The organism is Thermoprotei archaeon (assembly GCA_038881895.1).
GTDB lineage: Archaea > Thermoproteota > Thermoprotei > Gearchaeales > WAQG01 > JAVZOV01.
The window spans coordinates 103,858-126,811 of the sequence record JAVZOV010000004.1 but is presented as its reverse complement, the minus strand read 5'-3'; the positions used below and the strand labels follow the sequence as shown (position 1 = coordinate 126,811).

15 protein-coding genes are annotated in these 22,954 nt (G+C 35.5%); 8 read left to right on the top strand and 7 right to left on the bottom strand.

What is annotated here, in order from left to right:
* Positions 1–9: 9 nt before the first annotated feature.
* Complete coding sequence (locus tag QW128_08065; protein ID MEM3833521.1) at positions 10–1,269, bottom strand: adenosylhomocysteinase; 1,260 nt, start codon at positions 1,267–1,269, stop codon at positions 10–12.
* 148 nt (positions 1,270–1,417) lie between these two features.
* Here QW128_08065 and QW128_08060 point away from each other — a divergent pair, with 148 nt between their 5' ends.
* On the top strand, positions 1,418–5,167 hold the full coding sequence (locus tag QW128_08060) for a S8 family serine peptidase (GenBank protein ID MEM3833520.1): 3,750 nt from the start codon (positions 1,418–1,420) through the stop codon (positions 5,165–5,167).
* Positions 5,168–5,417: 250 nt separating this feature from the next.
* Here QW128_08060 and QW128_08055 read toward each other — a convergent pair whose 3' ends face one another.
* The 4 genes from QW128_08055 to QW128_08040 all read right to left on the bottom strand — a co-directional run bounded on the left by QW128_08055 (position 5,418) and on the right by QW128_08040 (position 11,710).
* Positions 5,418–8,210, bottom strand: a complete 2,793-nt coding sequence (locus QW128_08055) for a right-handed parallel beta-helix repeat-containing protein (protein MEM3833519.1) — start codon at positions 8,208–8,210, stop codon at positions 5,418–5,420.
* Between the two features lie 91 nt (positions 8,211–8,301).
* Positions 8,302–9,216 (bottom strand): hypothetical protein, encoded by a 915-nt coding sequence (locus tag QW128_08050; GenBank protein MEM3833518.1) that lies wholly within the window; start codon positions 9,214–9,216, stop codon positions 8,302–8,304.
* Between the two features lie 1,184 nt (positions 9,217–10,400).
* Positions 10,401–11,552 (bottom strand): RNA-guided endonuclease TnpB family protein, encoded by a 1,152-nt coding sequence (locus QW128_08045; GenBank protein ID MEM3833517.1) that lies wholly within the window; start codon positions 11,550–11,552, stop codon positions 10,401–10,403.
* A complete protein-coding gene (locus tag QW128_08040) occupies positions 11,531–11,710 on the bottom strand; it encodes a helix-turn-helix domain-containing protein (protein MEM3833516.1) in 180 nt (59 codons plus the stop codon). Before QW128_08040 ends, QW128_08045 begins: the two co-directional genes overlap by 22 nt.
* Positions 11,711–11,812: 102 nt before the next feature.
* On the opposite strand from QW128_08040, the gene QW128_08035 reads away from it, so the two are divergent.
* Positions 11,813–12,355 carry an isochorismatase family cysteine hydrolase gene (locus QW128_08035; protein MEM3833515.1) on the top strand — a complete coding sequence of 181 codons (543 nt, stop codon included), beginning with the start codon at positions 11,813–11,815 and terminating at the stop codon, positions 12,353–12,355.
* A gap of 143 nt (positions 12,356–12,498) precedes the next feature.
* On the opposite strand, the gene QW128_08030 is transcribed toward QW128_08035, so the two are convergent.
* Positions 12,499–15,639 carry a M6 family metalloprotease domain-containing protein gene (locus tag QW128_08030; protein MEM3833514.1) on the bottom strand — a complete coding sequence of 1,047 codons (3,141 nt, stop codon included), beginning with the start codon at positions 15,637–15,639 and terminating at the stop codon, positions 12,499–12,501.
* Between the two features lie 191 nt (positions 15,640–15,830).
* The gene (locus QW128_08025) at positions 15,831–16,316 is read right to left on the bottom strand and encodes a hydrolase (protein MEM3833513.1); all 486 of its coding nucleotides are present in this window, start codon (positions 16,314–16,316) and stop codon (positions 15,831–15,833) included.
* A 73-nt stretch (positions 16,317–16,389) separates the two neighbouring features.
* Here QW128_08025 and QW128_08020 point away from each other — a divergent pair, with 73 nt between their 5' ends.
* The 6 genes from QW128_08020 (at position 16,390) to QW128_07995 (ending at position 22,949) form a co-directional block, all read left to right on the top strand.
* A complete protein-coding gene (locus QW128_08020) occupies positions 16,390–16,521 on the top strand; it encodes a hypothetical protein (protein ID MEM3833512.1) in 132 nt (43 codons plus the stop codon).
* A gap of 24 nt (positions 16,522–16,545) precedes the next feature.
* Positions 16,546–17,814 carry an ATP-binding protein gene (locus QW128_08015; GenBank protein MEM3833511.1) on the top strand — a complete coding sequence of 423 codons (1,269 nt, stop codon included), beginning with the start codon at positions 16,546–16,548 and terminating at the stop codon, positions 17,812–17,814.
* Positions 17,815–18,232: 418 nt separating this feature from the next.
* Positions 18,233–19,426, top strand: a complete 1,194-nt coding sequence (locus tag QW128_08010; protein ID MEM3833510.1) for a BMP family ABC transporter substrate-binding protein — start codon at positions 18,233–18,235, stop codon at positions 19,424–19,426.
* A gap of 10 nt (positions 19,427–19,436) precedes the next feature.
* A complete protein-coding gene (locus QW128_08005) occupies positions 19,437–20,939 on the top strand; it encodes an ABC transporter ATP-binding protein (GenBank protein MEM3833509.1) in 1,503 nt (500 codons plus the stop codon).
* Between the two features lie 29 nt (positions 20,940–20,968).
* Entirely contained in the window at positions 20,969–22,018 is a 1,050-nt protein-coding gene (locus QW128_08000; GenBank protein ID MEM3833508.1) for an ABC transporter permease, read from the top strand.
* 7 nt (positions 22,019–22,025) lie between these two features.
* Positions 22,026–22,949, top strand: a complete 924-nt coding sequence (locus tag QW128_07995; GenBank protein ID MEM3833507.1) for an ABC transporter permease — start codon at positions 22,026–22,028, stop codon at positions 22,947–22,949.
* Positions 22,950–22,954: the final 5 nt, after the last annotated feature.

Below are 22,954 nucleotides of genomic sequence, written 5' to 3'. Positions count from 1 at the left end.
AGTAGGCTCCTATGTACCTAGTGACCAACTTTTAAGATACTTCTCCTGCTCTTCCGTTAATTTTTCAATGGTTACTCCCATAGATTGCAGTTTAAGGGTCGCAACAAGTTTATCAATATCCTCAGGTACGTTATAAACAGCTTTTTTTAATCTATCCTTATTTTCAACTAAATATTTTACTGACAAAGCTTGTAATGAAAATGACATATCCATAACTTCACTCGGATGTCCTTCTGCAGCAACTAGATTCACTAACCTTCCCTCAGCTATTAGGTAAATACGCTTTCCATCTTGCAGAACGTACGCTTTCACATTCTTTCTTACCTCATAACTACTTTTTGAAAGCAATTCTAGATCCCGCACAGAAACCTCCACATTAAAGTGACCCGCGTTCGCGAGCACAACACCGTCTTTCATTTTTCTCATGTGTTCAGCACGTATTACGCTAGTATTTCCAGTTGCTGTAATGAATATATCACCGCGAATTGAAGCTTCATTCATGTTCATAACTTCATACCCATCCATAACAGCCTCTAAAGCCTTTATTGGATCTGCCTCTACAACTATAACTCTGGCACCTAATCCTCTTGCTCTCACAGCTATACCTCTACCAACCCATCCATAACCAGCAACAACAACAGTTTTACCAGAAATGAGCATATTAGTAGCCCGCATTATGCCATCAAGAGCACTTTGCCCAGTCCCATACCTGTTATCAAAAAGATATTTAGTCTTAGCATCATTTACAGCTATTATTGGATATAATAAAAGTCCTTCGCGTTCTAAAGCTTTAAGCCTATAAACACCCGTAGTAGTCTCTTCAGTACCTCCCCATACATTACTCGCTTTATTTTTATGGAGCAGTACAGTTAAATCTCCGCCATCATCCATTGTTATGTTAGGACTAAACTCATAAACCTTATTTAAAGCCCAATAGTACTCGTCCTCAGTCTCCCTCCTCCAAGCATAAACATGAACACCTCTCCTAACAAGCTCTGCAGCAACATCATCTTGTGTAGAGAGCGGATTTGACCCTGCAAGAGCAATCTCAGCGCCACCCATTAATAGTAACATCATCAACACACCAGTCTCTTTAGTAACGTGCAAACAAGCACCAATCCTTACACCCTCTAATGGTCTTGATTTAGAGAACTCCTTTTCTAAACTCCTAAGCACAGGCATATTATATCTTGCCCATTCTATTTGTCTCTCTCCTTCGTCCGCTAAGCTAGGATCCTTAATCTTATACACAACCCTACACCTAAGAATTATACAGTCTATAATTTATTATACTTTATCCTTTCAAAAATAAGATCAATCAGCAAAAACTAAAACAAGTATAAAAATCAATGTACATTTAAATCTTTAAGTTAAATTTATAAACTTTTAACAACAAGAAAAAATTACGGTGAATTAAATGAAACAATTAAAATTATTTGAGATCACAACCATAATAATGATTATAATATTAGTATTACAGTATTACTCAACACCAGCATATGCTTTTTCTAATGGTAACATTGTTAATACCTCATTAAAAAGTGTTGAGAAGCTAGCTGGAAGTTTTGTAGGAGAGAACCCAAATCCACGATTTCAAGGAAAATATTACGCGACGGTAACCGTTGATGCTAATGGATTAAAATACGTTATTAGCAAAGTTGATGAACATTCAAACCTATACTATCTTGGTAACAATCTTTATACCCTTAAAGTATTAGCATCTAAAGATACATTAGAAGAACTATCAACATATACCTCAGTTAAAAGTGTTTTCGTGAAACCATTCATAGATTTACCAAAAGATAGAAGCATTGAACTACAAAAAGAGATAGGCGTCGATATGTTTAGAGTCAGGGATCTACTTGGTGTAAATAAAGTGGTTAGCGAATATGGTATTACTGGTAAAGGTATCAAAGTTGCAGTTGTCGATACCGGAATAGATTATGCAAATCCCGACATAAAAGATTCACTTACCTATGTTACTTTACCTAATAATGGAAGAGAACCCCTGATATATGATCCTGACGAAAGCCAGGTATTAATAATGAAGTCTTACAACGCTACACCAGTCTTGCCTACAGCCAATAAGAATTTTACAGTCCTTGAACCGGCACCAGTTAACATAACCGCAGAATATAATTATGTAATTAATCCTGGATGGTCAAGGAGTGGTATAGTAAAATTTGGTATGACTGATTTATACATGCTAGGTGATATAATTAACATTGGAATATTGATGGTTGATCCAGTGACTCCGGGTCAATATACTAGGGTCTATGTAGATTTTAATAATAACGGCAACTTTACTGATGACCCATATTACGATTATAATGGTGATAGAGTGACCGTTTACAACGACTATCCTTATACTATAGGCACTCTTGGAGGTTTCTTCTTTGATTTCTGGCGTTACTTCTCGTACCCAGGTAAGGTTATGCCAGGATGGGATTTAGATGGAGAATACTTATCGATATTCTATGATTTCTATGGTCACGGAACTAGCGTCGCAGGCGTGTTAGCGTCTAGAGGCAAGGTAGCATATTATATACCAGGTTACGGTTATCGAACATTACCCGGCATAGCACCTAATGCCACAATAATAGGTATTAAAGGATTATGGACCGGCGATGTAGAGATCGGAATGTTGTGGGCAGCAGGGTTTGATCTAAGAATAGGACCAAAAGTTAAGAAAGCCCCAGGAATTTATGACTACAATGTAACGTTCGTATATACTGGACAGAAAAGAGCTAACATAATAAGTAATAGCTGGGGTATTTCCGCTCAGTGGTATGATCGCTTTGGCTTTGGATTCGATATGGAGAGCATGCTTGAGAATGGTCTGACAATTCCAGGATTTTTAAACTCAACATATCCAGGTATAATTATAACTCATGCAGCCGGTAATGGAGGACCCGGATATGGTACGATCACATCACCGGGTGCCGCCTCATTTGTAATAACAGTGGGAGCCTCAACACTTACCCATATATATGCACTTTTTGGTTGGAACCCGTCCGGAAGTTATGATGAAGTAATTTCATGGAGCGCAAGGGCTCCCTCTCCAGTAGGTGAAATAAAGCCAGATGTAGTAAACGTTGGTGCCTATGGTTGGGCTATCGCACCTCTAATAGCTGGTGGTTATGGTATATTCGGTGGCACAAGTATGGCAACTCCTGTTACGGCAGGTGTGGTAGCACTAATGTTAGAGGCTTCGAATAAAACACTTTCACCGTCAGATGCTAAAACAATATTACAAAGCACTGCAAAAGATTTAGGCATTGAACCCTTTATACAAACATCAGGACGCGTTGATGCATACATGGCAGTAAAGGCATCTAGACGCATGATACGCCCAGAAACAGGACAATCAATAGCAATTATAAGCTCTACCGTGACAGCCAAAAACCTAGAAACAAGACTACACGATGCATGGTCAGAGCAGTGGAGTAACGACTTAGATCAGTGGTTTATAGGAATACCTGCAGTACTAGAATATGAGATAGGAGGAAAAGTATACTTACCATCACACGTACCATCATTTATGTCCATGCAGTCCTCTAGCATGTTTCTAGGAACCATTGATCCAGGAACACAAACACAATTCTCCTTCACAATTAAGAACTTAGGTAGCGCAAACTTACAAATGGTGAATACAACAGCATTAACTTACACAGCGTTCAGTAAAAGTATTATTTCAGGCGTTCTTAATACAGCATCTAGACCGGTAACATATATTCCATTGACCCCGTCTTGGTTCTCTAATGTTGATATGGCACGCTTTATTTTATCATACAGCTTTTCAAAGTTCGATCCAATGTATAGTTACAGTTGGAATTACAGAATAAGCCTCTTCGTATTTGAATGGTATGATGCAAATCATGATGGCATAATACAACCTAGGGAACTTTATCTGCTTAATGCTAATTTTGTAAGAGGAACAACAGCCGAAGTAACGCTTAGCAACGTACTAAGCAAACTACACAGTCCTAGTTCACTAATATTACTTAGGCCTGCAATAACAAAGAGCAGCCCATCATTACCTGACATTTCTGTCGCTTTCACACTAACGTTAATAAAATATAAGAAGACGCCAGACACATGGGTTACAACATCATCACCATCAGCTAGCATTGCCCCATATTCGAATGCGACGGTCACGGGAACTCTTACTGTTCCAGTGGTTGCTTCTTCAGGTGTTAGGGAGGGATTAATATCAGTTACATTAAACACGACCTATGGCTTATTCCAACGCATTGTTCCATACTCATACTTAGTTGTGGGTAAACCTGGTGTAGTTTCAGGTCTGCCTACCGTAGTTTCAGGTCCGCCTACCCTTGGCACTACACCCTATGATCTTGGAGCAACGTACGGCGACTTTGATTGGAGTTGGAGAGCAGAATCAGGCGACTGGAGAGTTTTTGCAGTAAAGGTTAGCGATCCTAATGCTTTTGCGTTGAAAGTAAAGCTTGAGTGGTCTCAGTACAATTCATCATACAATGTTTATGTACTAGGTCCAAATGGTGAATTTGCAGGTTGGTATGGAGGAGATGGTATAGGATATCCATTCTACATCAGCTCTGGTAGATACTTTATGTACAATACGTTCAACCTCACTTCAAACGAAAAACCCCTCACAAGAAGGATCGTAACGTATCCATCTTTCAGGTATGAGTGGTATGTTCCTAAAACACCAGCTATATTTACAATATACATACACCAAACATTACATGGCGGTCTTATACCCATTGAACCATTCTTATTAGAGGTAAGTGTTCTGACCACATCACAACGATTACCATCATCCATCACCGTACCAGTAGGGAATTGGACATCCTTAAATACTTCAGTGAATTTACCATTCCATGCGAATGCAACATTATTAGCTGCAGGCTTCTATGGTAATAATACAGTATTACGTTTCAAGACATCAACCACACCAGAAAACAAAACAGCTGTACTTCCATTAGGTTTATTACCACCAGGAGAAATATTCACATCATCATATGGGTTACAAGTAAAAACCACAGAGTCAACAAGTGAAAAGGCAATAGTATACATTTATGGAACAACAAAAGATAATGCAATAGTATTACGATTCATGTCAAGATACTATGTATTCGATGGCTTTTTCGTGTTTCAAGATTGGGCAACAATAAATGGACTTTAAATTACTACATTATTTTTTTAAAATAACAATTTTTTGGAACTCGAAATCAAATCATGACGCATGCTACAATAAACAGTGTATTTTAACCTCCTAGATCTGCTGCTGATTTTGAGACATCTCATAGCACAGAAACTTTCAAAACAAGATTTTAAAGGTGTAAATATAAAATCTATAGACAATAAGAACTCAAATTAACTCGCAATTATAACTGTATGCAACATGCAAATAATTAGTTTATATCGTTTATGGGTTATCGTTTTGGCTTATTTTTCTTTTTAAGTATTAGAAGGGCAAGAGCCAGTATTGCTGCTCCAATGACAATGATATAAATATAGTTTTCCCAGTTTTTAGCTGATGTTGAAGTTTTTTGTTGAAAGTAAATTGTTATATCGTGTTTTGAGTGCTTGTATGTAAAATAGATATTTATATAGTCTATGTTCTCACTTTTATTAAATGGTATGAGTTTTCCATCAAGTAATACTTCTGGGTTACTGTTAAAAATGGTTTTAGGTATATTGATGTTAACAAATCCCTGTGTTCCGTTTCTCCAATAGACGTTAAAGGATATTTTCTGGTTTACTAGATCATGGGTAAAGTTTAGAACTATAGAATTGGAGGTTAATTGTATCGAAGCGTTTTTTGGAAGTTTATAATTATAGGTTATTGATAGGAGTTCACCGTAAGGTTCCATTAAAGGATACCTATCCATGTTTTGCTCGTCGATAATATATGGCGTGTCGCTTATACCATCACTCCCTGCAATATTTTGATTCACTCCGCTTTTTTCATCTTTTCCGTTATATTTTCCCCAATAATTTCCTCCAGAAGGGTAACCATTATCCCATGAGATTGATATTCCAGATACAAAATATATTTTTCTGGCATCTCCATCAATGAAATTATTATGGTAAACAAGAATGTTTAGGACCGATGATCCAAAGAAGAAATTATATGTATTGTTCATCATGTTATTCTCAAATATGGTGTTATTTTCTGATACTTGAGCATCGTCTTTAAAATAAAAACCATTAACATTAAACATAATGTTGTTGATTGAAATTCTGTTATTAGATGTTCCTTCAAGACATACTGCATAGCTAAAGTATAATACATGATTTCTTGAAACATTGTTACTATAAGAATATCTTCTAAGATAAATGCCTATTGGACTACCAAAAGAAGCTCCCCCAACTATAATGTTTTTAGTAATCTTGTTTTTTCCTCCACCTATACTAAGTCCTTGCTCACTACAGTTAATAATATTATTTTCTGTTACATAATTATTATGTGATGGAAAGGTTACATCAACGCCTGTGCTACAATTCACGATGTTGTTTTTTAAAACGCTGTTGTTATATGAAAGCTTTTCCATAGATATTGCTGTTGCACAGTTTATTAATTTATTTTCTGAGATCATGTTTTGAGCGGAGTCCCTTAAATGTATGCCTATACCAGTAGCTTTTATGTGATTGTTTGAGATGTTGTTTCCAAAGGACCAAACAAGGTATACGCCTTCATGAGTGTTGATAATTTGATTCGCAAAAATAGTACTATTTGAGGTAGAATCAAGATATATGCCTATAGCAAAATTCTCTATTCTTAGAGATTTTATAATGACATTATTTACGTTTATCATTCTTACGGCATGGCTTCCTATTATCGGACTACGTCCGTTAATCGTGTGGTTTTTTCCGTCTAAAACAATATTCCCTTTTCTTATTTCAATTCCTACATTTAAGTTGTCATGAAGTTCATAATTAATGTAGTCAAGTGTTGTGAATGGGGCTGTGAATGGATCTACTGTGCCATCAGATCTTATTGTAATATAGCCTTTTTCTCTTAAGTCTGGATTATGATAATCAAAAAGAATACCCCCTATTTGCATTCCACCATTAGGTAAGTCAGTTACACTAACAAGGTTATACTGATCAAATATTGAGGAACCGAACGGAAATTTTCCCCAGAAATTCACTATCTCACCACTAAGCCCTACAGATTTTATTTGACTGTAAAAGCTGAACCACGCATAAAATTCCTTCCGTGGATCAATGTGCACATTTTTAAAAACTAGGATTTTACAATGCGAAACAGTTTCATCAAAACCAAGACTCGATATTATGTCTACAAGATCAAGAACAAAAAATGCATAATCTAATAATTTAAAGAGCGCTTTTCCTGCTGGTGATTTAGCCGTTTCTTCAAGAATCTCGAGCAATATATCAATCTCTCCACTTGCCATGTTGTCTGTTACAAGCGTTGGATAGTTGCCCTTCCTCACCTTATAAACTGTTTTACTAAACCCTGAACTAACCGCTTCGTTTAGTTCATTACCAATCCCAATTCCTGCATTAATTTTACATGTATAATTTCCCGTACCAATAAAACTTTCTGGAACTATGTTTATCCCACCCGCATATCCAACTTCAACGTATACATCAGGATTCCACAGAAGTTTTGGCGGGCTTATCATTCTACTAAAATACCAAACCAAACCGGACTCACTTGGCCGATCTCCGAACGAAGCACCAAAGGATACAAGAGAAACACGCCCTATATAATCTTGCGTAACATTATACTGATACCAACCTGTCGCCCAAACACTCTGTTGAATAACATTCTCCACAAAATCCCATTCACGTATATAGGAACGAGAAATATCCAAGCGCGGATTACTATAAAGAGCATGCAAAGTAATGTTTATATAAGAGACAAAATTCTTTTTTGGTAAAGCATAATAAATCACATGAAGACCCCCAACACTCTTCTCATTGTCATTATTATAACCCACTTTCGTCAGCCCGATTATTGGCTCAACAATGTAATTTCCATGAACTGTAGCTATCTCAAACGGTTCCCCTACAAGTTTAAACTCCATCCAATCGTCATTAAAACTTCTGGGATCATCAATAGCATTGATGTAGAGTATCATCTCTAAACCTGAAACTTCTCTACTGAGGTTAAAACGATAGACAGATTCATTACTTCCTTCATAGTAAATACTCCATCCAGTCACTTTAGAAGCTACAATTCCCCATCCACTCATGAACGAAAAATTTGGAAAAACCATGATAAAGATCAGAAAAAGTGATAAAAGAATTTTAAATAGTGAAATCATTACTCTTACACCCAACTCATTAGTAACTCGCAGGAAAAGTCACATCCATTTCTATTGGATAATATTGTGAAACCCCTACGGTATCAATCCAAAAACTTACGAGAATAGTTTTCCCCTTAAGGTTAGGCTTAAAATCATCTCTAATCTCTACTGCCGCTGTCCATTTCAGAGTTTCTTTCGGCATGATAACATTTTCCGTTGTTAAATTTACTGCATGCGCCCACCCTATTATCCCTACTGCTATACCAGTCTTGTTTACGATAATACCAATATCACGACCTATAATTATTGGTACATCTCCTGTGTTTGTCAATGTGAACGTCAATTCTTGATTCCAAGAATTCCAAACCGCAGGTGAAACTGTTGAATTATATGAGAATTTAAAATTAAAAATCTTCTCAAAAAGTACAGTAAAGTTTTTATAAGGTCCATGAAGCCATACAATAACCCTATAAGTGCCATCTAAAAGTGGATTTTCATACCAACGAGTAGGTACATAGACATCTATGATTTTCACTCCAGAAATTTGGAGGAATTGGGTATGTATATTCACATAATCACCTGGATCATAAAATTTATTTTCTACTTTTCCATTTGGAAGAGTCACATTAATATGACCAAACCAAAAACCATAAACACCATTAATACTTATCTTGTCGTGCAAATATGCCTCACCATAAATTTTTAACCGTAAATAAAGGTCTTGCTTCTCTTTAATATAGACAAACTCCGTTGTAACATTTGTAACTATTGGACCACCCTGTGTAGTTGTTGATGTTAGCGATGTTGTCCGCGTAGTTGTAGTTGATACAGGACCACCACTCATTAACCAAAAATAAAAAACAGAACCAACCACACCTAAAACTATGAAAGTTATAATGATTAATGTTATAATTTTCAATTCAAGAACACCCGTTAAAAAAGTGTATTTCACAATATTTAAATTTTATCGTGATCCAGAACAATTCTCTTTCGTCTTATTATCTTTAGCTCATAATATATTATATTACCACAAAATGACTAAGCTACTCCACATCTTTAGAATTATTTCATAGCTAAAACATCATGAACCTAACAAAAGCTCTAGAGATTCAGACATCCAATAAGCGTTACCTAAGAAAATGAATCAAAGTCACTATCAGAAGCATAGAATGAAAATGGAGTAAAAAACTTGAAAAAACAATACTAGAAATATTCAAAAAATCCTACAACAAAAATGGAAATGCAAAAATTGTGAATTTAAATAAGAATGCGAAATTTCCAAAACATAAAGTAAACATTAGCCCCACTACACTCATGAAACTTAGTTTACCTTATCTTCATTACTTTTGTCTCTTTTGCTTATTTTCCTATTGCATCGGTTTTCCTTAAAACTGCAAGATAAACTTTATATCACAATCATCCATTACCTAAATTTTGTTCTAATAATGGAAACATAACATAATTTTCTTGTCCTCTGACTTATCACAGTAAAACTTTTGGCTCATCCTACTTTATCACAGAACATAAACTTATGAATTCTCAGAAGCGAGACGCTTCATTAAATTACATATACTTTAAATTTTAAGAACTATTTCGACACTAAATTTAAAATTGTACTATACATTTTCATGATAAAATATGGAATATATTGAAGTATCTAAAATTTTAGCGGTGCTTTTAGTTAATCAAGAAAGTTATGCTTATATTGACAAATTATCGCAAGCTTCTTCAAAGAATCTTACCATATTAGAGAAACACTTGGGGACATACCCTTCTAATGTATCATGAATGAGACTATGATAAGTATGCTGCATCACTAAGTTTAATTTACATATCCCAAAGAGCAAGAGAGCATTTGAAAATCTGGTTAAGGAGTACTTCCGGAAGTTTTCGGAAATGATTCACTCTACTTTGATATTAAGCTCGGTTTGAGGAGTAGTTTCATGGGTTTAGTTTGTTTTTAGTTTACTATGAAATGTTTATGATTTATTTATCTTAAGACATTGATCTTTGAGATCTGTTATGTTATATTTTATGTTACGTGTTTTTTGTACAAATTTTGCAAGGATGTTGGTATTGTTGACATAAATTACCTTTAAGGGTTCTGAGTTAAGTAGGAATGAAAGTAACAATTCACTATGTATTCCTACTTAACCCTTCCCTCTCTATTAGTTCATCGAGAGCTTTCGGGGAGAACCATTTTCCCCACATCCTGAGTATGTTCACACAAGCTATAAAATGTCTGTCCGCCCCATATCCGCAACTTTCACATTTAAAGACCTGCCCATTTGTCTTGGACAAACGCCCGCATCTTGGACAGGTCTTGCTCGTGTTCTTAGCTGAAACATAGTGTGTTTTGTAGCCATGCCACGCCATTTTGTACTCAATGAAGTCTTGGATTTTCTTGTAAGGTAGGGAGGAGACTTTTCTATTCTTACGTTTAGCGTATCTATTCCTCGTTGCGTTGTAGCTTAACCCTTTTAGTTTCTCAAGGATCGGGCTAACGCCGTTTTCAATGAATTCTCTAACGATTGCCGTGGTTACTTTATGAAGGATGTCGCTGACCCTTCTTTTCTCACGCTTAGAATATTTCTCCATAAGCATCTTTGAAGTCTTGGGCTTGAATTTAGATAGAGACTGGATTTTTCTACGTTTCTCAAAATAATGAACCCTTACGCCGTACAGTTTCTTAAGGTCGATTTTCCGATATTTTAGCTCATCCTTTGCTTCAAGTATATCTAAGCTCATTAGGTTGATGTCTACTGAAGCGTAGCCATTAGGCTTTTTCTCTTCAACCTCTTTCTTGAAGGTTACAATCGCTCTATCGTTGAGTAACGTGATTTCCCCAACCTTTAACTTTCCCTCTCTCCATCCCTCAACAAATTGTCTTTGGTAAGAGCCTGTGGCCAGCGGAACTTCGATCCAGCTGTAAGGCTTTATTGTAACGACTATTTTATCTCCTCTGAAACGCATAAGCTCCTTCTGAAGCCTCATGGCTGAGGCTTTAAAAGTTGGAGGTTTATTGGAGTCGGCTCTTCCCCTCTTCACAAGCCTCCTCCAAGAACGTATTATTCCACATGCTACTCTACAAGCTGATATACAATAATGGGTGGCGAATCCATATCTTTGCTTGAAATAATCATACAACGCCCTCTCAAGCCTCATTGGAGAGCTGATATTGTTCTTTAAGGCATAAGCCATGCATTCATTAACCATTTGATTGAAAGTCTCAAGCAGGGGCTTGACATCAGCGTTATGTTTGAAAACTACCGCTTTAACGACTTCCATATTTTTTCAACCTCAGATTCTGGTATCCTGTACCTTCCACCAGGGAGTTTGATGGCGTTGATTCTTCCCTCCCTAATCCACTTAGCTACGGTATGTCTTGTAACATTAAGTACCTCGGCAACTTCACTTGTTGTCAACAATTTTTCCCTTTTTTCCACAAATAACTTAATTAACAAACTACCATTTAAACCTATCTGTCTCGAAACAGCTGACTAAGGCTATTTTAATATCTCTTTAAACAATTTAGTAGGTGGTGAAAAATGGTCGAGGTTGTACTGGTTATTGATATGTTGAAGGATTTCGTATACGGCAAATTGAAATGTGAGAGAGCGGGTAGAATAATACCAAATATTAAAAAGTTGTTAAAGGAGGCTAGGATGCATAATATACCCGTGGTGTATGTTGGTGATGCGCATTTGCTGAGTGATCCGGAGATAAAGTTATGGGGCTTTCATGCAATGAAAAATAGTGAGGGGGCTCAAATTATAGATGAATTAGCTCCTGAAGAGACGGATTATATTCTTGAGAAAAGAACTTACAGTGCATTTCATGAGACTGGGTTAGATCTTCTCCTAAGACAGTTAAATGTTGATACGGTCATAATAACTGGTTTGCATACAAATATATGTGATAGACATACTGCGGCTGATGCATTTTTTAGGGGATACAAAATTAAAGTTCCCGAGGATTGTGTAGATTCATTTACTGAGAAAGATCACGTTGAAGGTATTGAATACTTAAGAAAGATATACGGGGCTGAAATCACAACAAGTAATGAGATAATAAAATCATGGAAAAGGTAGTACACAATTGTCATGTCTACAGTAATGTAATCGATTTAATTTGGAAGTAATCTTTACTTAAGAAAATTTTTACATCAATTATTTATTAGAAACCTGACTCTTAACAAAAAATAACATTAAGTTACAGAATTTGTATTTTTGTGTTATTTTCTGCGTAGTATGAATGCGGTTATGATAATTGCCAGGCTAGCTCCTATTAGTATTATTATGGTGTTTCCAATTAGAATGGTTGAGAGTGTGTAGTTTATTGTTTTGAATCCTTGTTTATTAATTATAATCTGATAACTGGTGTAGGGTGTTAATTCTCTGAATTCTGCTGTATATTCTCCGTTGCCGATATAGTTAGCTTTTGTGTTTCCAATAATTACGTTGGCGTTGGTTACTGGGGAGTTGTCGGATGTATATTTGAGTGTAAGTGCGATTTTTATACTTCCGGGTGTAATACTATCAGTTTTTATGTTATAAGTTATCTCGTCAAAAATAATGTAAACGTCGTTAGATAGAAATGCAGTTAAGCCGTAGAGTTTATCAGTGATTTTAATGACTTTGTAGCTGACGTTGCTTATTGAATATTTTATCAAATCCTCATTAAGAAATATTTCTCCATCAAATGGTGCATTATCATATTCATATATACCACTCCATGATATTGGGGCTTTAGAACCAACGTTTACACGGGTGTAATCTGATTTTAGAATAATCTTTATTCTGTCAAAAATTACTGATACTGTATTACTTTCAAAAGTTGTTAAACCATAGATGTCATCGGTTATTGATGTAATTTTATAACCATATTTTCCAACTGTACTTTTTATTGTTGTATCATTCAAAGTATAAGTACCTCTCCCTTCTTTACCATCATAAATGTAAACGCCAGTAACTATAAATTGGGCTCTATCTCCGACGTCAATCCTATCATCAACTACAGAAAGTACTAACCTTATTTTATCGAAGATGATCGATGGTAATTCTTGCATTGCTTTTAACACCGTTATGTTATAAGTTGATTGTGTGGCTGATGAAATATTAAAAGTGAATCTGCCGACTTTATTTGATGAATAATTTATATAGAAATACCTGTTCGTGATATCGTATTTAGCCAATGATCCATTTATATAAACCTGGTCATTTAAACCCAATGGTAAGTCATCATATTCTAATGCGAGTTTAACTCTAATCTGTTGAGTGGATCCCACGTCGCACCTATCATCGGACACATTATACCAGGTAATCTTTATTCTGTCAAAAATTACTGATACTGTATTACTTTCAAAAATTGTTAAACCATATTTGTGATCATTAATACTTCTAATGGTATAATAATATTTACCAACGATTCTCTTTGTCAGGGTATCGTTTAATATATATTCTCCATCAAATGGTGCATTATCATATTCATACATACTTTTAACAATTATCTGAGCTGTTGAACCAACATTTACCCTGTTATCCAATACGGATAAAATAAACACAACTCTATCCCAGATAATGTTAGGGTCAGGTACGTTCTGATAAAAACCTGTAACACTGTTAATATTTACACCAGTGACATGAAATGTAGTTTTACCAATATGAGAAGAGGTGGTATAAAGCATGGCCCATCCTGTACTGTTTATCATGTAACCAGTATTATTAACATACAATATACCACTATTGACGCTAGTTCCGTTCTTCCATGCAACATGAAAGAATATCTTCTGACCAGAACCTACATCAGCTCTAGGCTTGCTGACGAAAGCTTTATCAATGTATACGTATTGTTGTAATATATTAAAAAACGTAGAACCAACGTTATTAGATTTATCCATTTCGACAACATTATTATTAGCATCAACAATTACACTAACATTATACTTACCTGAAACACCTCTCCAAGGACCAAGTCTTATTACGGAAAATAAGGAAGGATTTACAGCAGGCAATCCCTTTTCTTGAACCTTGGTTCCATTGATGATCAGAGAAACAATTGCAAAGTTAGAAGGAGTAATACCCTTGTTCCCTATTCTTACGTCAAAATATAAATCCTCACCTTCCATAGGATTTCCAACCAGTTGAATATTATCTACAAAAAGATCTGCAAATCCACGCTGCACCATAACATATGCGTTCTGAGGATTTAAGTACCAAATCCTTACAGCAACGCTATTTGCGCTATTAATAAATTTCATACCAGAAACAAACGCAGCATCGTTAAGATCATTTTTAGTTGAATTATTAGCATCAACGACCCTAACAATACCTTTACCCGAACCCAAGGACGTATCTACATAACTTATTAATGCACCGCTCATTGGTAACGCACTATCAGTAAGAACCTTGGTTCTGTACTCAATAATATAGTAAGTAGAAGATGCGAGAGGTATTTTTACAGCTAGAACATTTCCAGGATACTCGAGTCTTGAAATTGTAACATTTAATATCTGACCATAACTAACGGAAGTTATATTAGTAGTTGGGATCCACCCTAACCATATCTTTTCAACAGCCATAATACTACTTGGCGGGTTAAGCCAGCTACCTATATCCATCACGCTCCATGGACCTACAAACATCTCTTTATAAGAAGTATCATAAAGATCGGGTAGTCCAAGGTTATGACCAAACTCATGAACATACACACCATATGGGTCATTTTCAGCAACTGTTAATAAACCAAGTCTAACACCACCATCATACGTATAATACTGCTTACCTAAAGTGGCACGTGACCAGATATCATTAGGGTTGCCTGTCATTGCTTCATCATTACCTGCATGAACGATAATTACAAAATCGTAGTTATGATAATTAACATATGGATCGGCATCTTCGAGAGAAGCACGAAAATATTCATCTATATTTATATCTTTAGTTGATCCACTATTTTGACCATAGTACGCGAGAGTATGATTCAATGTAAACCATGATTCGAAGTAAACTCCGTCGACTTCTAACGCTCCGTATGAGACTTCATGATAGTATCGAACTAATGGTAAGATTTTATCACGAATAATATTCTCTATCGTAGTAGTATTAGATACATCAATAAATTTGACGGGAACAATTAAAATATTTACTACTCCAGAAATAGGATTAGGGACATAAGTTGTACGAGGTTTAATACTAATGCCATCGTTAATTTGTTTATTAAATTCTTTACTTGTCAATGAAAAACTGTCATTAAAAGTAGAGTTCTCTTGATTTGAATTAATAATGTTTTGTGCCGAGGATAAGCCTGGTAAACTTAATATTATTAACATAGTGATGAGCAGGCATGTAGTAAATAATTTCACGATATTAATCACCTCGATATATTGTGTTATTGCGTAGTATATATACTCTAAGTTAATATCAAGTGTGAACTAACTTTCTATTTTAGAAACGTTTCTCATTAATTAAAAGAGTTTTGTGTGCTTATTTAGTCTATTAGTTCATCATGTATTGGGTATTATGCATGAGCAGAAAGATGTGTGAGAGGATGGTAAGCTAATCTTATTTATCTTCTAAACAATATGATCAAGTATATAACTAAACCTGCTAAAAGAAGTAAAGTGCATGCGGTGTATATGTCTAATGTTATTTCTGGATTAAATAATGGGTTAATATTTAGTGGATAAAGTGGTTTGATATCACTGTATAGAGGAGAATTAAGTAATACATGAAGAAAGGTACCAGAGACTCCTGCTACAGCATAAGAGGTGAACTTCTGCTCTTGAATAACGAGCTTTGACGTCCTGAAAATATTATTAAGAGAGTTCTTGAAAATATACATGGTGTAAGAAAGAGTTAAAACAATAAGTAATGCTCCGATGAATGTGTGAGCATAACCGTAGAGGGAGTAGTTGATGTTGCATAATAGAACTAAGAAAGGCTCGATATCAACCACAATATCGGCTACTATAAAGGTTAGTGCATGGATATATTTCCTCAAAGGTAAGCCAACGGCTAACGCGGGGCTTAGATGAAAAGGTGTGAAAGGCATAATCTATTCATCTAACATTGCATTATTTAGATATACTTAAATTTTAAAGAATGCTAATTTTGCTAAAACCAGAATGAACAATGTAATGTTAAATATTAGAATGAATGCAAAATATAGGAGATGCAATTGTTCGTTAGATCAATCGATGTTGAAAAAGATGCTGAAAATGTATGATAAAATGAAGGATAAGCTTAATTACCAGTAGTGGTAAATTACTAGTAGTGGTAATATGGTTAGATTTGTCTTTGGTAGACCAATAAAAAATTTGGAGGATTTTTATGATAGAGAGGAGCTTCTAGAATCTATGATCAATTATATAGAGAGAGGTCAATCGTATGCTCTGATAGGTTTCAGGAGGATGGGAAAGACGTCGATACTTAATGTTTTGGAACAAATTTTAAGTAAGAGAGGTTTTCTCACAAGCTTTATAGATTTGGAGGTTAAGATGGAGAGGGGTTATTTGGATCCTGTTTCATTTTTAAGACTCTATAATTTTTCAATACTTGAAGATTATTTCAATCAAGTGGGAATATCTATTAAATTAAAGCACTTAGTGCGTGAGACATCTTCAAAGATAGTTTTGGCGCTTTCTGAAATACTAGGACGGTTAAAGAGTTCAAGTTTTAAGGTTCAATCTCTTATAGGGTCTTTAGAATTGCATCTTGAATTTGAAAAAACACTCCATGAAAATCGTAATAGAATGGAAGTAGAAGATAGACTGCTTGAAAGTATATTAAGGCTACCTGAAGTTTTAGCTCAAGAGCAGGATAAAAGATTTGTTGTATTTATTGATGAATTCCAATTTGTTAGGGATTTGAAAGTGTGGCGGAGGGGTATTTTTCACACAATGCGAAGTATATATCAGCATCAAGAGAAAACAACTTACATAATAAGCGGTTCTGCTGTTGGAATGATTACAGATATATTAAACTTAAAAGAGGCACCATTTTACATGACCTTTATGCCGATACATGTGAAACCTTTCTCCCAGAAAATTGCGAAAAACTATCTTTATGAAGGATTTATTTCAGAGGGATTTACGGTAACAGAAGATACATTAGACATGTTAGTTCAAAACGTTGATGGAATACCAGCTTGGCTCAGCTACATTGGACAGAAATGTATATTCAACGCAAATGAGCAGAAGACTAAAGTAATTGATGAAAGAATAGCTTCAGATGTTGTTAGTAAAATGTATGAAGATCCATTACTAATAGCAGAAATCGAAAAAGATTTAACTAAACTAAGAACAGTAATTAAAACTCCTCGTATTTTAAAAATCTTAGAAATAATGGCAAAGTATGATGTAACAACACCATCTGAGATTGCTCAAGTGCTCTCAAAACAAGAGGGAAAACCTATACCTCAATCAAAAATACTTCAACTTTACCTTGAAAGATTACTGCAGTACGGTTATGTGCAAAAAGAAAGTAGAGGAAAATACACAATAGCAGACTCCATACTTTCTCAGTATCTTAAGAGAAAAACAAACTATTGATTTCATTAATGTCTTTTGCTATTGAGACTTTTTCCAAACTCATTTTCTACATTGACACTCTCCACGACTGAAGTTGGGAGACTCTCAGCTCTATCCGAGGTTTTATTGTACTGAGTTCTGGGCTTTGTCAAGCCCCTGCTATAGCCTGCTTGAGAGCAACTCGCTTAAAATCCACAAAACAAACTTGTCAACAATTCATTCTAGAAACAAAGTTCTAAGCTTTCTTATCGAGCCTTATGTAAATTCTTTTCATTATTTAATGTAGATGTGGATCTTATTTTATTAGGTATGAAACGCTCATCGATAGCTTCCAGAAATAGTAGAGATACGGAAATTTTTAACATAATTGTGTAAAATTAACTTAAACATTAAACGTAAAACTTATATCAAGTAAGTAGTATGGTAATGTGTGAGTATTATGTCATCTGAGAGAGGTGTTTCGAGGAGGGAGTTTATTAAAAATGCTGCGCTTGTAGGTGCCGGGCTTGTTGTGGGTGGTGCTGCTGTAGGAGCTTTGGATCGTGTGTTTCTTCCGTCTACTCAAGTTACTAAAACTGTTACGCAAACTGTTTCTCAACCTCAGAGAATAAAGGCTGCGTGGATTTATGTGGGGCCTATTGGGGATTATGGATGGACATATGCTCATGATGTTGGTAGAAGAAAGGTTGCTCAAGAGATGCCATTTCTTGATACATCGTATGTTGAGAGTGTTGCTGAGGATAGGGTTAGTCCAGTTATTGATGATTTAGTGGCTGCTGGTAATAAGGTTATATTCACTACAAGTTTTGGTTATATGGATGCTACAATAGCTGCTGGTGAGCGTTATCCTAATGTGATTTTTGAGCATTGTTCAGGTTATAAACGTTCTAAGAATGTTGGAACATATTTTGCTGAACTTTATCAGGTTTATTATTTATGTGGATTAATAGCAGGGAAGATGACTAAATCTAATAAGCTAGGATATGTAGCTGCGTACCCAACACCAGAGGTCGTTAGACATATAAATGCTTTTCATCTGGGTGCTAGGGAAGTCAACCCTAATGTGACAACAACAGTTATATGGATCAATGCATGGTATGATCCGACCAAAGCTAGAGCTGCGGCTAAAACGTTGATTGATAATGGGGCTGATGTTTTGGCGTTTACTGAAGATTCACCAACTGTTCTTCAGGTTGCCAAAGAGAATAATGTTTACAGTTTTGGTCATTACAGTGATATGTCTCAGTGGGGTGGCGATGCGCAATTAGCTGCTCAAGTAGCTCACTGGGAAGTTATTTATGAAGAGATTCTTGCTCGTGTGTATGCAGGGATCTGGCGTAGTACGGATATTTGGTGGAAAATGGGAGGTGGATACATTGATAGATTGGGTCAAGGAGCTGCTGATCTTGAAAACATAAATCCTAAAATACCTGATAGTGTGAAAGAATACGTTTTAAAAAGGAGAGCAGAGATACTGGATGATGTATTTGAGCCGTTCACGGGACCCATTTATGATAGGGATGGGAAGTTGAGGATAGAGAACGGCAGACGGGCAACTCATGATGAATTATGGAGTATGAATTATTTCCTTCCTGGTATAATTGGAGAATTACCAACTGTTGTGACTGGTTAATGTGGTTTTTATGGTTACTATTGAGTCTGTGCTTGAAGTAAAGAATGTTACTAAAAGATTCCCAGGCGGTATTATAGCGAGTGATCATGTTAATTTTTCTCTGTTTAAAGGCGAAATACATGCGCTTCTTGGTGAGAATGGCGCAGGGAAAACAACTTTGATGAATATAATTTATGGTGTGCAACATCCCGATGAAGGAGAAATTTATGTGCATGGGAAGAGGGTAATAATAAAATCTCCTAAAGACGCAATACGTTTAGGAATAGGAATGGTTCATCAGCATTTCACTCTAATTCCTAATCATACTGTTCTTGAAAATATTGCTTTAGCAGTTAATGGTTCGAGTTTGTTTATTAAGTCTAATGCGCTACACAAAAAAATTATGCAATTATTTAATGAATATGGCTTAATAGTAGATTTGAATCGTAAAGTATGGCAGCTTTCCATGGGTGAGAGGCAAAAGGTAGAAATTATTAAAACGTTACTTAAAGGGGCAAGTATATTAATATTCGATGAGCCTACTTCAGTATTAACACCTATAGAAACGCAGGGTTTATTTAACTTTATGCGCAGTTTTGTGAAAACTGGTTCCTCAATAATTTTTATTACTCATAAGTTAGATGAAGCACTAGCGGTTAGTCATAGAATAACAGTTATTCGGAAGGGAAAGATTGCTGGAACTGTTTCTAGGGGGGAGGCTAATGAACAAATGCTTACTTCTATGATGTTTGGTATTGATAACTCTATTGCTATTAATAATAAGGAAGTAAGCGCTGTGAACATGCAGTCTAATAGAGTGCCGTTAATGCGTGTAGATGAGTTGACTGTTGAAAATGATAATGGTATTGATTCTGTTAAAAATGTAACTTTCCATTTGTTTAGTGGTGAAATACTAGGAATTGCAGGTGTTGCTGGGAATGGTCAACGTGAACTTGCAGAGGCGATTGCAGGTCTACGAAAACTAAAACATGGAAATGTAGAGATTTTAGGGAGACCGATAAATAGTTATAAGTTGAAAGAGCTTCGGAGTCTTGTAGGTTTTATACCTGAGGATCCTTTTCTTGCTGTGGCACCTAGTTTAAGTATTATAGAGAACATGGTTCTTACTAATTTATATAATAAGGCTTTTAGCATTAATGATAATAAAGTTTTACAGCTTGTTCAACAGGCTATAATGCAATTTAATATTGCAGCTAGAGATGCCAGTATGCGGGTAAAGTTGATGTCTGGTGGTAATATACAGAAAGTTATTGTTGCTCGTGAGATATTGCGTAGACCTAAGATTCTTGTTGCAGCATACCCAACAAGAGGTTTAGACGTGTCTACATCTTTAAAGGTTAGATTGATGTTAAAATGGCTTAAGAATAATGGTTCTGGAATTGTATTAATCTCAGAGGATCTTAATGAGTTATTAGAGTTAAGCGATCATGTTGCAGTCATAAGCAAGGGTGAGATCAAGGAATTTGTCTCTCCGAATGATGTTACTAAAATAGCTACACTTATATCGAATTGATTTAATTTTTGAAAAACTGGTGAGTATTTGTGCTTAAATTTATACCACGTGAAGATGTAACGTTAAAATTTATTATTATGATCTATTCGATGGCTTTTGTATTTGCATTAATTATTTATGGGCTTATATTAATGGTTGCCGGTTTTAGTCCTTTTTTGGCGTATGGTTTTATGTTTTATAATGTTTTTCTTAATCCATACGGTATTTCTAACACTATTATTCGATCATCAGCAATAATGTTATCTGCATTAGGTCTTGCAATAGCATATAAGGCAGGTATTTTTACCATTGGTTCAGAGGGTCAAATATATGTTGGTGCTGTATTGTCTACATGGACTGCGTTTACATTTGCATTCTTGCCTCCACCGATTCTTATCACTTTAATGATGATAATGAGTTTTATCGCTGGAGCGTTTTGGGCATTCATTCCAGGTGTCATGAGAGCTCTTATAAACGCTAATGAAGTAATTTCAACATTAATGATGAATTATATTGCAATTCTTATAGTTAGATATTTAGTTTATGGGCCATGGAAAGATCCTAAAGGGTATGGTTTTCCAATAACTCCTGTGATACCAAGTTCGGCGATGCTTCCTTTAATACCGTATACTAACATACATATAATGCCTGTTATAGGATTATTCATAGGGGTTATTCTAGCTTATATGATGAAATATACGAGGGTAGGTTATGAGATAAAAGTTTTTGGGGATAATCCTGAAGCTGCGCGTTATTCTGGAATTAGTTCGATAAAAGTAATATTAATTGTTATGATAATTAGTGGAGGTTTGGCAGGGTTAGGAGGTATGGGTGAGGTAGCAGGTTTTCAACATAGGTTAATAAGCAATATTTCACCGGGGTATGGATATATGGCTATTATTGTTGTGTGGCTAGCTCGTCTTAACCCATTAGTAACAATAATTTCTTCAATACTTTTTGGGGGAATGCTTGTTGGTGCTGATGCTCTGCAAACACGTTTTAGCTTACCAATTTCATCAATCTATACATTTGAAGCTTTAGTACTGATGTTAGTATTAATAGCTGATCTGCTTAGCAAGTATAAGTTAGTAGTGAGGTAGAAGGATAATGAATATAGAAACAATACAATTCTTTTTTATATCAGTAACGGAGGCAGCAACACCTTTATTATTAGCATCATTAGGTGAAATTTACTCTGAAAGGTCAGGAGTTATGAATTTGGGCATTGAAGGTATGATGCTAATTGGTGCATATGCAGCTTTTGTCACCTCAAATATAACAGGTAATGTGTGGTTAGCGGTTTTAGTGGCAGGATTAGCAGGCGCATTATTAAGTTCTATTCACGCATTTCTTTCCATCACTCTTAAAGTCAATCAAATAGTAAGTGGATTAGCTCTATCATTAATGGGCATTGGGATGAGTGGTTTGTTGGGTCAAGGATTAATCGGCTTGGCCGCACCAAGATTGCCGCATATAGAAATTCCAATTCTTTCCTCAATACCAATCTTAGGTCCAGCTCTTTTTGGACAAGATCCGCTAGTCTTAGTTTCAGTAATATTAGCTCCAGTACTTTGGTTCATATTGTTTAAGACAATGATAGGTCTTAAAATACGTTCAGTTGGAGAGAATCCTGAAGCCGCTGATGTATCAGGTATAAACGTTGATCTAGTAAGATATATCTCTGTAATGTTTGGTGGTTTTCTTTCAGGTATAGCTGGATCATACTTTTCATTAGTTCTAAGTGCAGCATGGATAGAAAATATGACCGCTGGAAGAGGATGGATTGCTTTGGGACTTGTAATATTTTCATTCTGGAATCCTTTATACGCATTAATAGGATCATACATATTCGGAATTCTGGAAGTTTTACAATACAGATTTCAAATAATGTTTAACCTGCCTACAGAGATGTTTTCAGCACTTCCTTATGGAATTACTCTAATAGCGCTGGTCATATTTTCAACTGAGTATGCTAGAAAAATTGGTGCACCGGCAGCATTAGGTAAGCCTTATGTGAGAGGTGAACGATAAATTTA

Coding starts and splice junctions, on each gene's coding strand:
- QW128_08060 (MEM3833520.1), top strand. CDS start 1,418: ATGAAACAATTAAAATTATTTGAGATCACAACCATAATAATGATTATA.
- QW128_08055 (MEM3833519.1), bottom strand. CDS start 8,210: ATGAGTGGATGGGGAATTGTAGCTTCTAAAGTGACTGGATGGAGTATT.
- QW128_08045 (MEM3833517.1), bottom strand. CDS start 11,552: ATGGAAGTCGTTAAAGCGGTAGTTTTCAAACATAACGCTGATGTCAAG.
- QW128_08035 (MEM3833515.1), top strand. CDS start 11,813: ATGGTCGAGGTTGTACTGGTTATTGATATGTTGAAGGATTTCGTATAC.
- QW128_08025 (MEM3833513.1), bottom strand. CDS start 16,316: ATGCCTTTCACACCTTTTCATCTAAGCCCCGCGTTAGCCGTTGGCTTA.
- QW128_08020 (MEM3833512.1), top strand. CDS start 16,390: ATGAACAATGTAATGTTAAATATTAGAATGAATGCAAAATATAGGAGA.
- QW128_08015 (MEM3833511.1), top strand. CDS start 16,546: ATGGTTAGATTTGTCTTTGGTAGACCAATAAAAAATTTGGAGGATTTT.
- QW128_08010 (MEM3833510.1), top strand. CDS start 18,233: ATGTCATCTGAGAGAGGTGTTTCGAGGAGGGAGTTTATTAAAAATGCT.
- QW128_08005 (MEM3833509.1), top strand. CDS start 19,437: ATGGTTACTATTGAGTCTGTGCTTGAAGTAAAGAATGTTACTAAAAGA.
- QW128_07995 (MEM3833507.1), top strand. CDS start 22,026: ATGAATATAGAAACAATACAATTCTTTTTTATATCAGTAACGGAGGCA.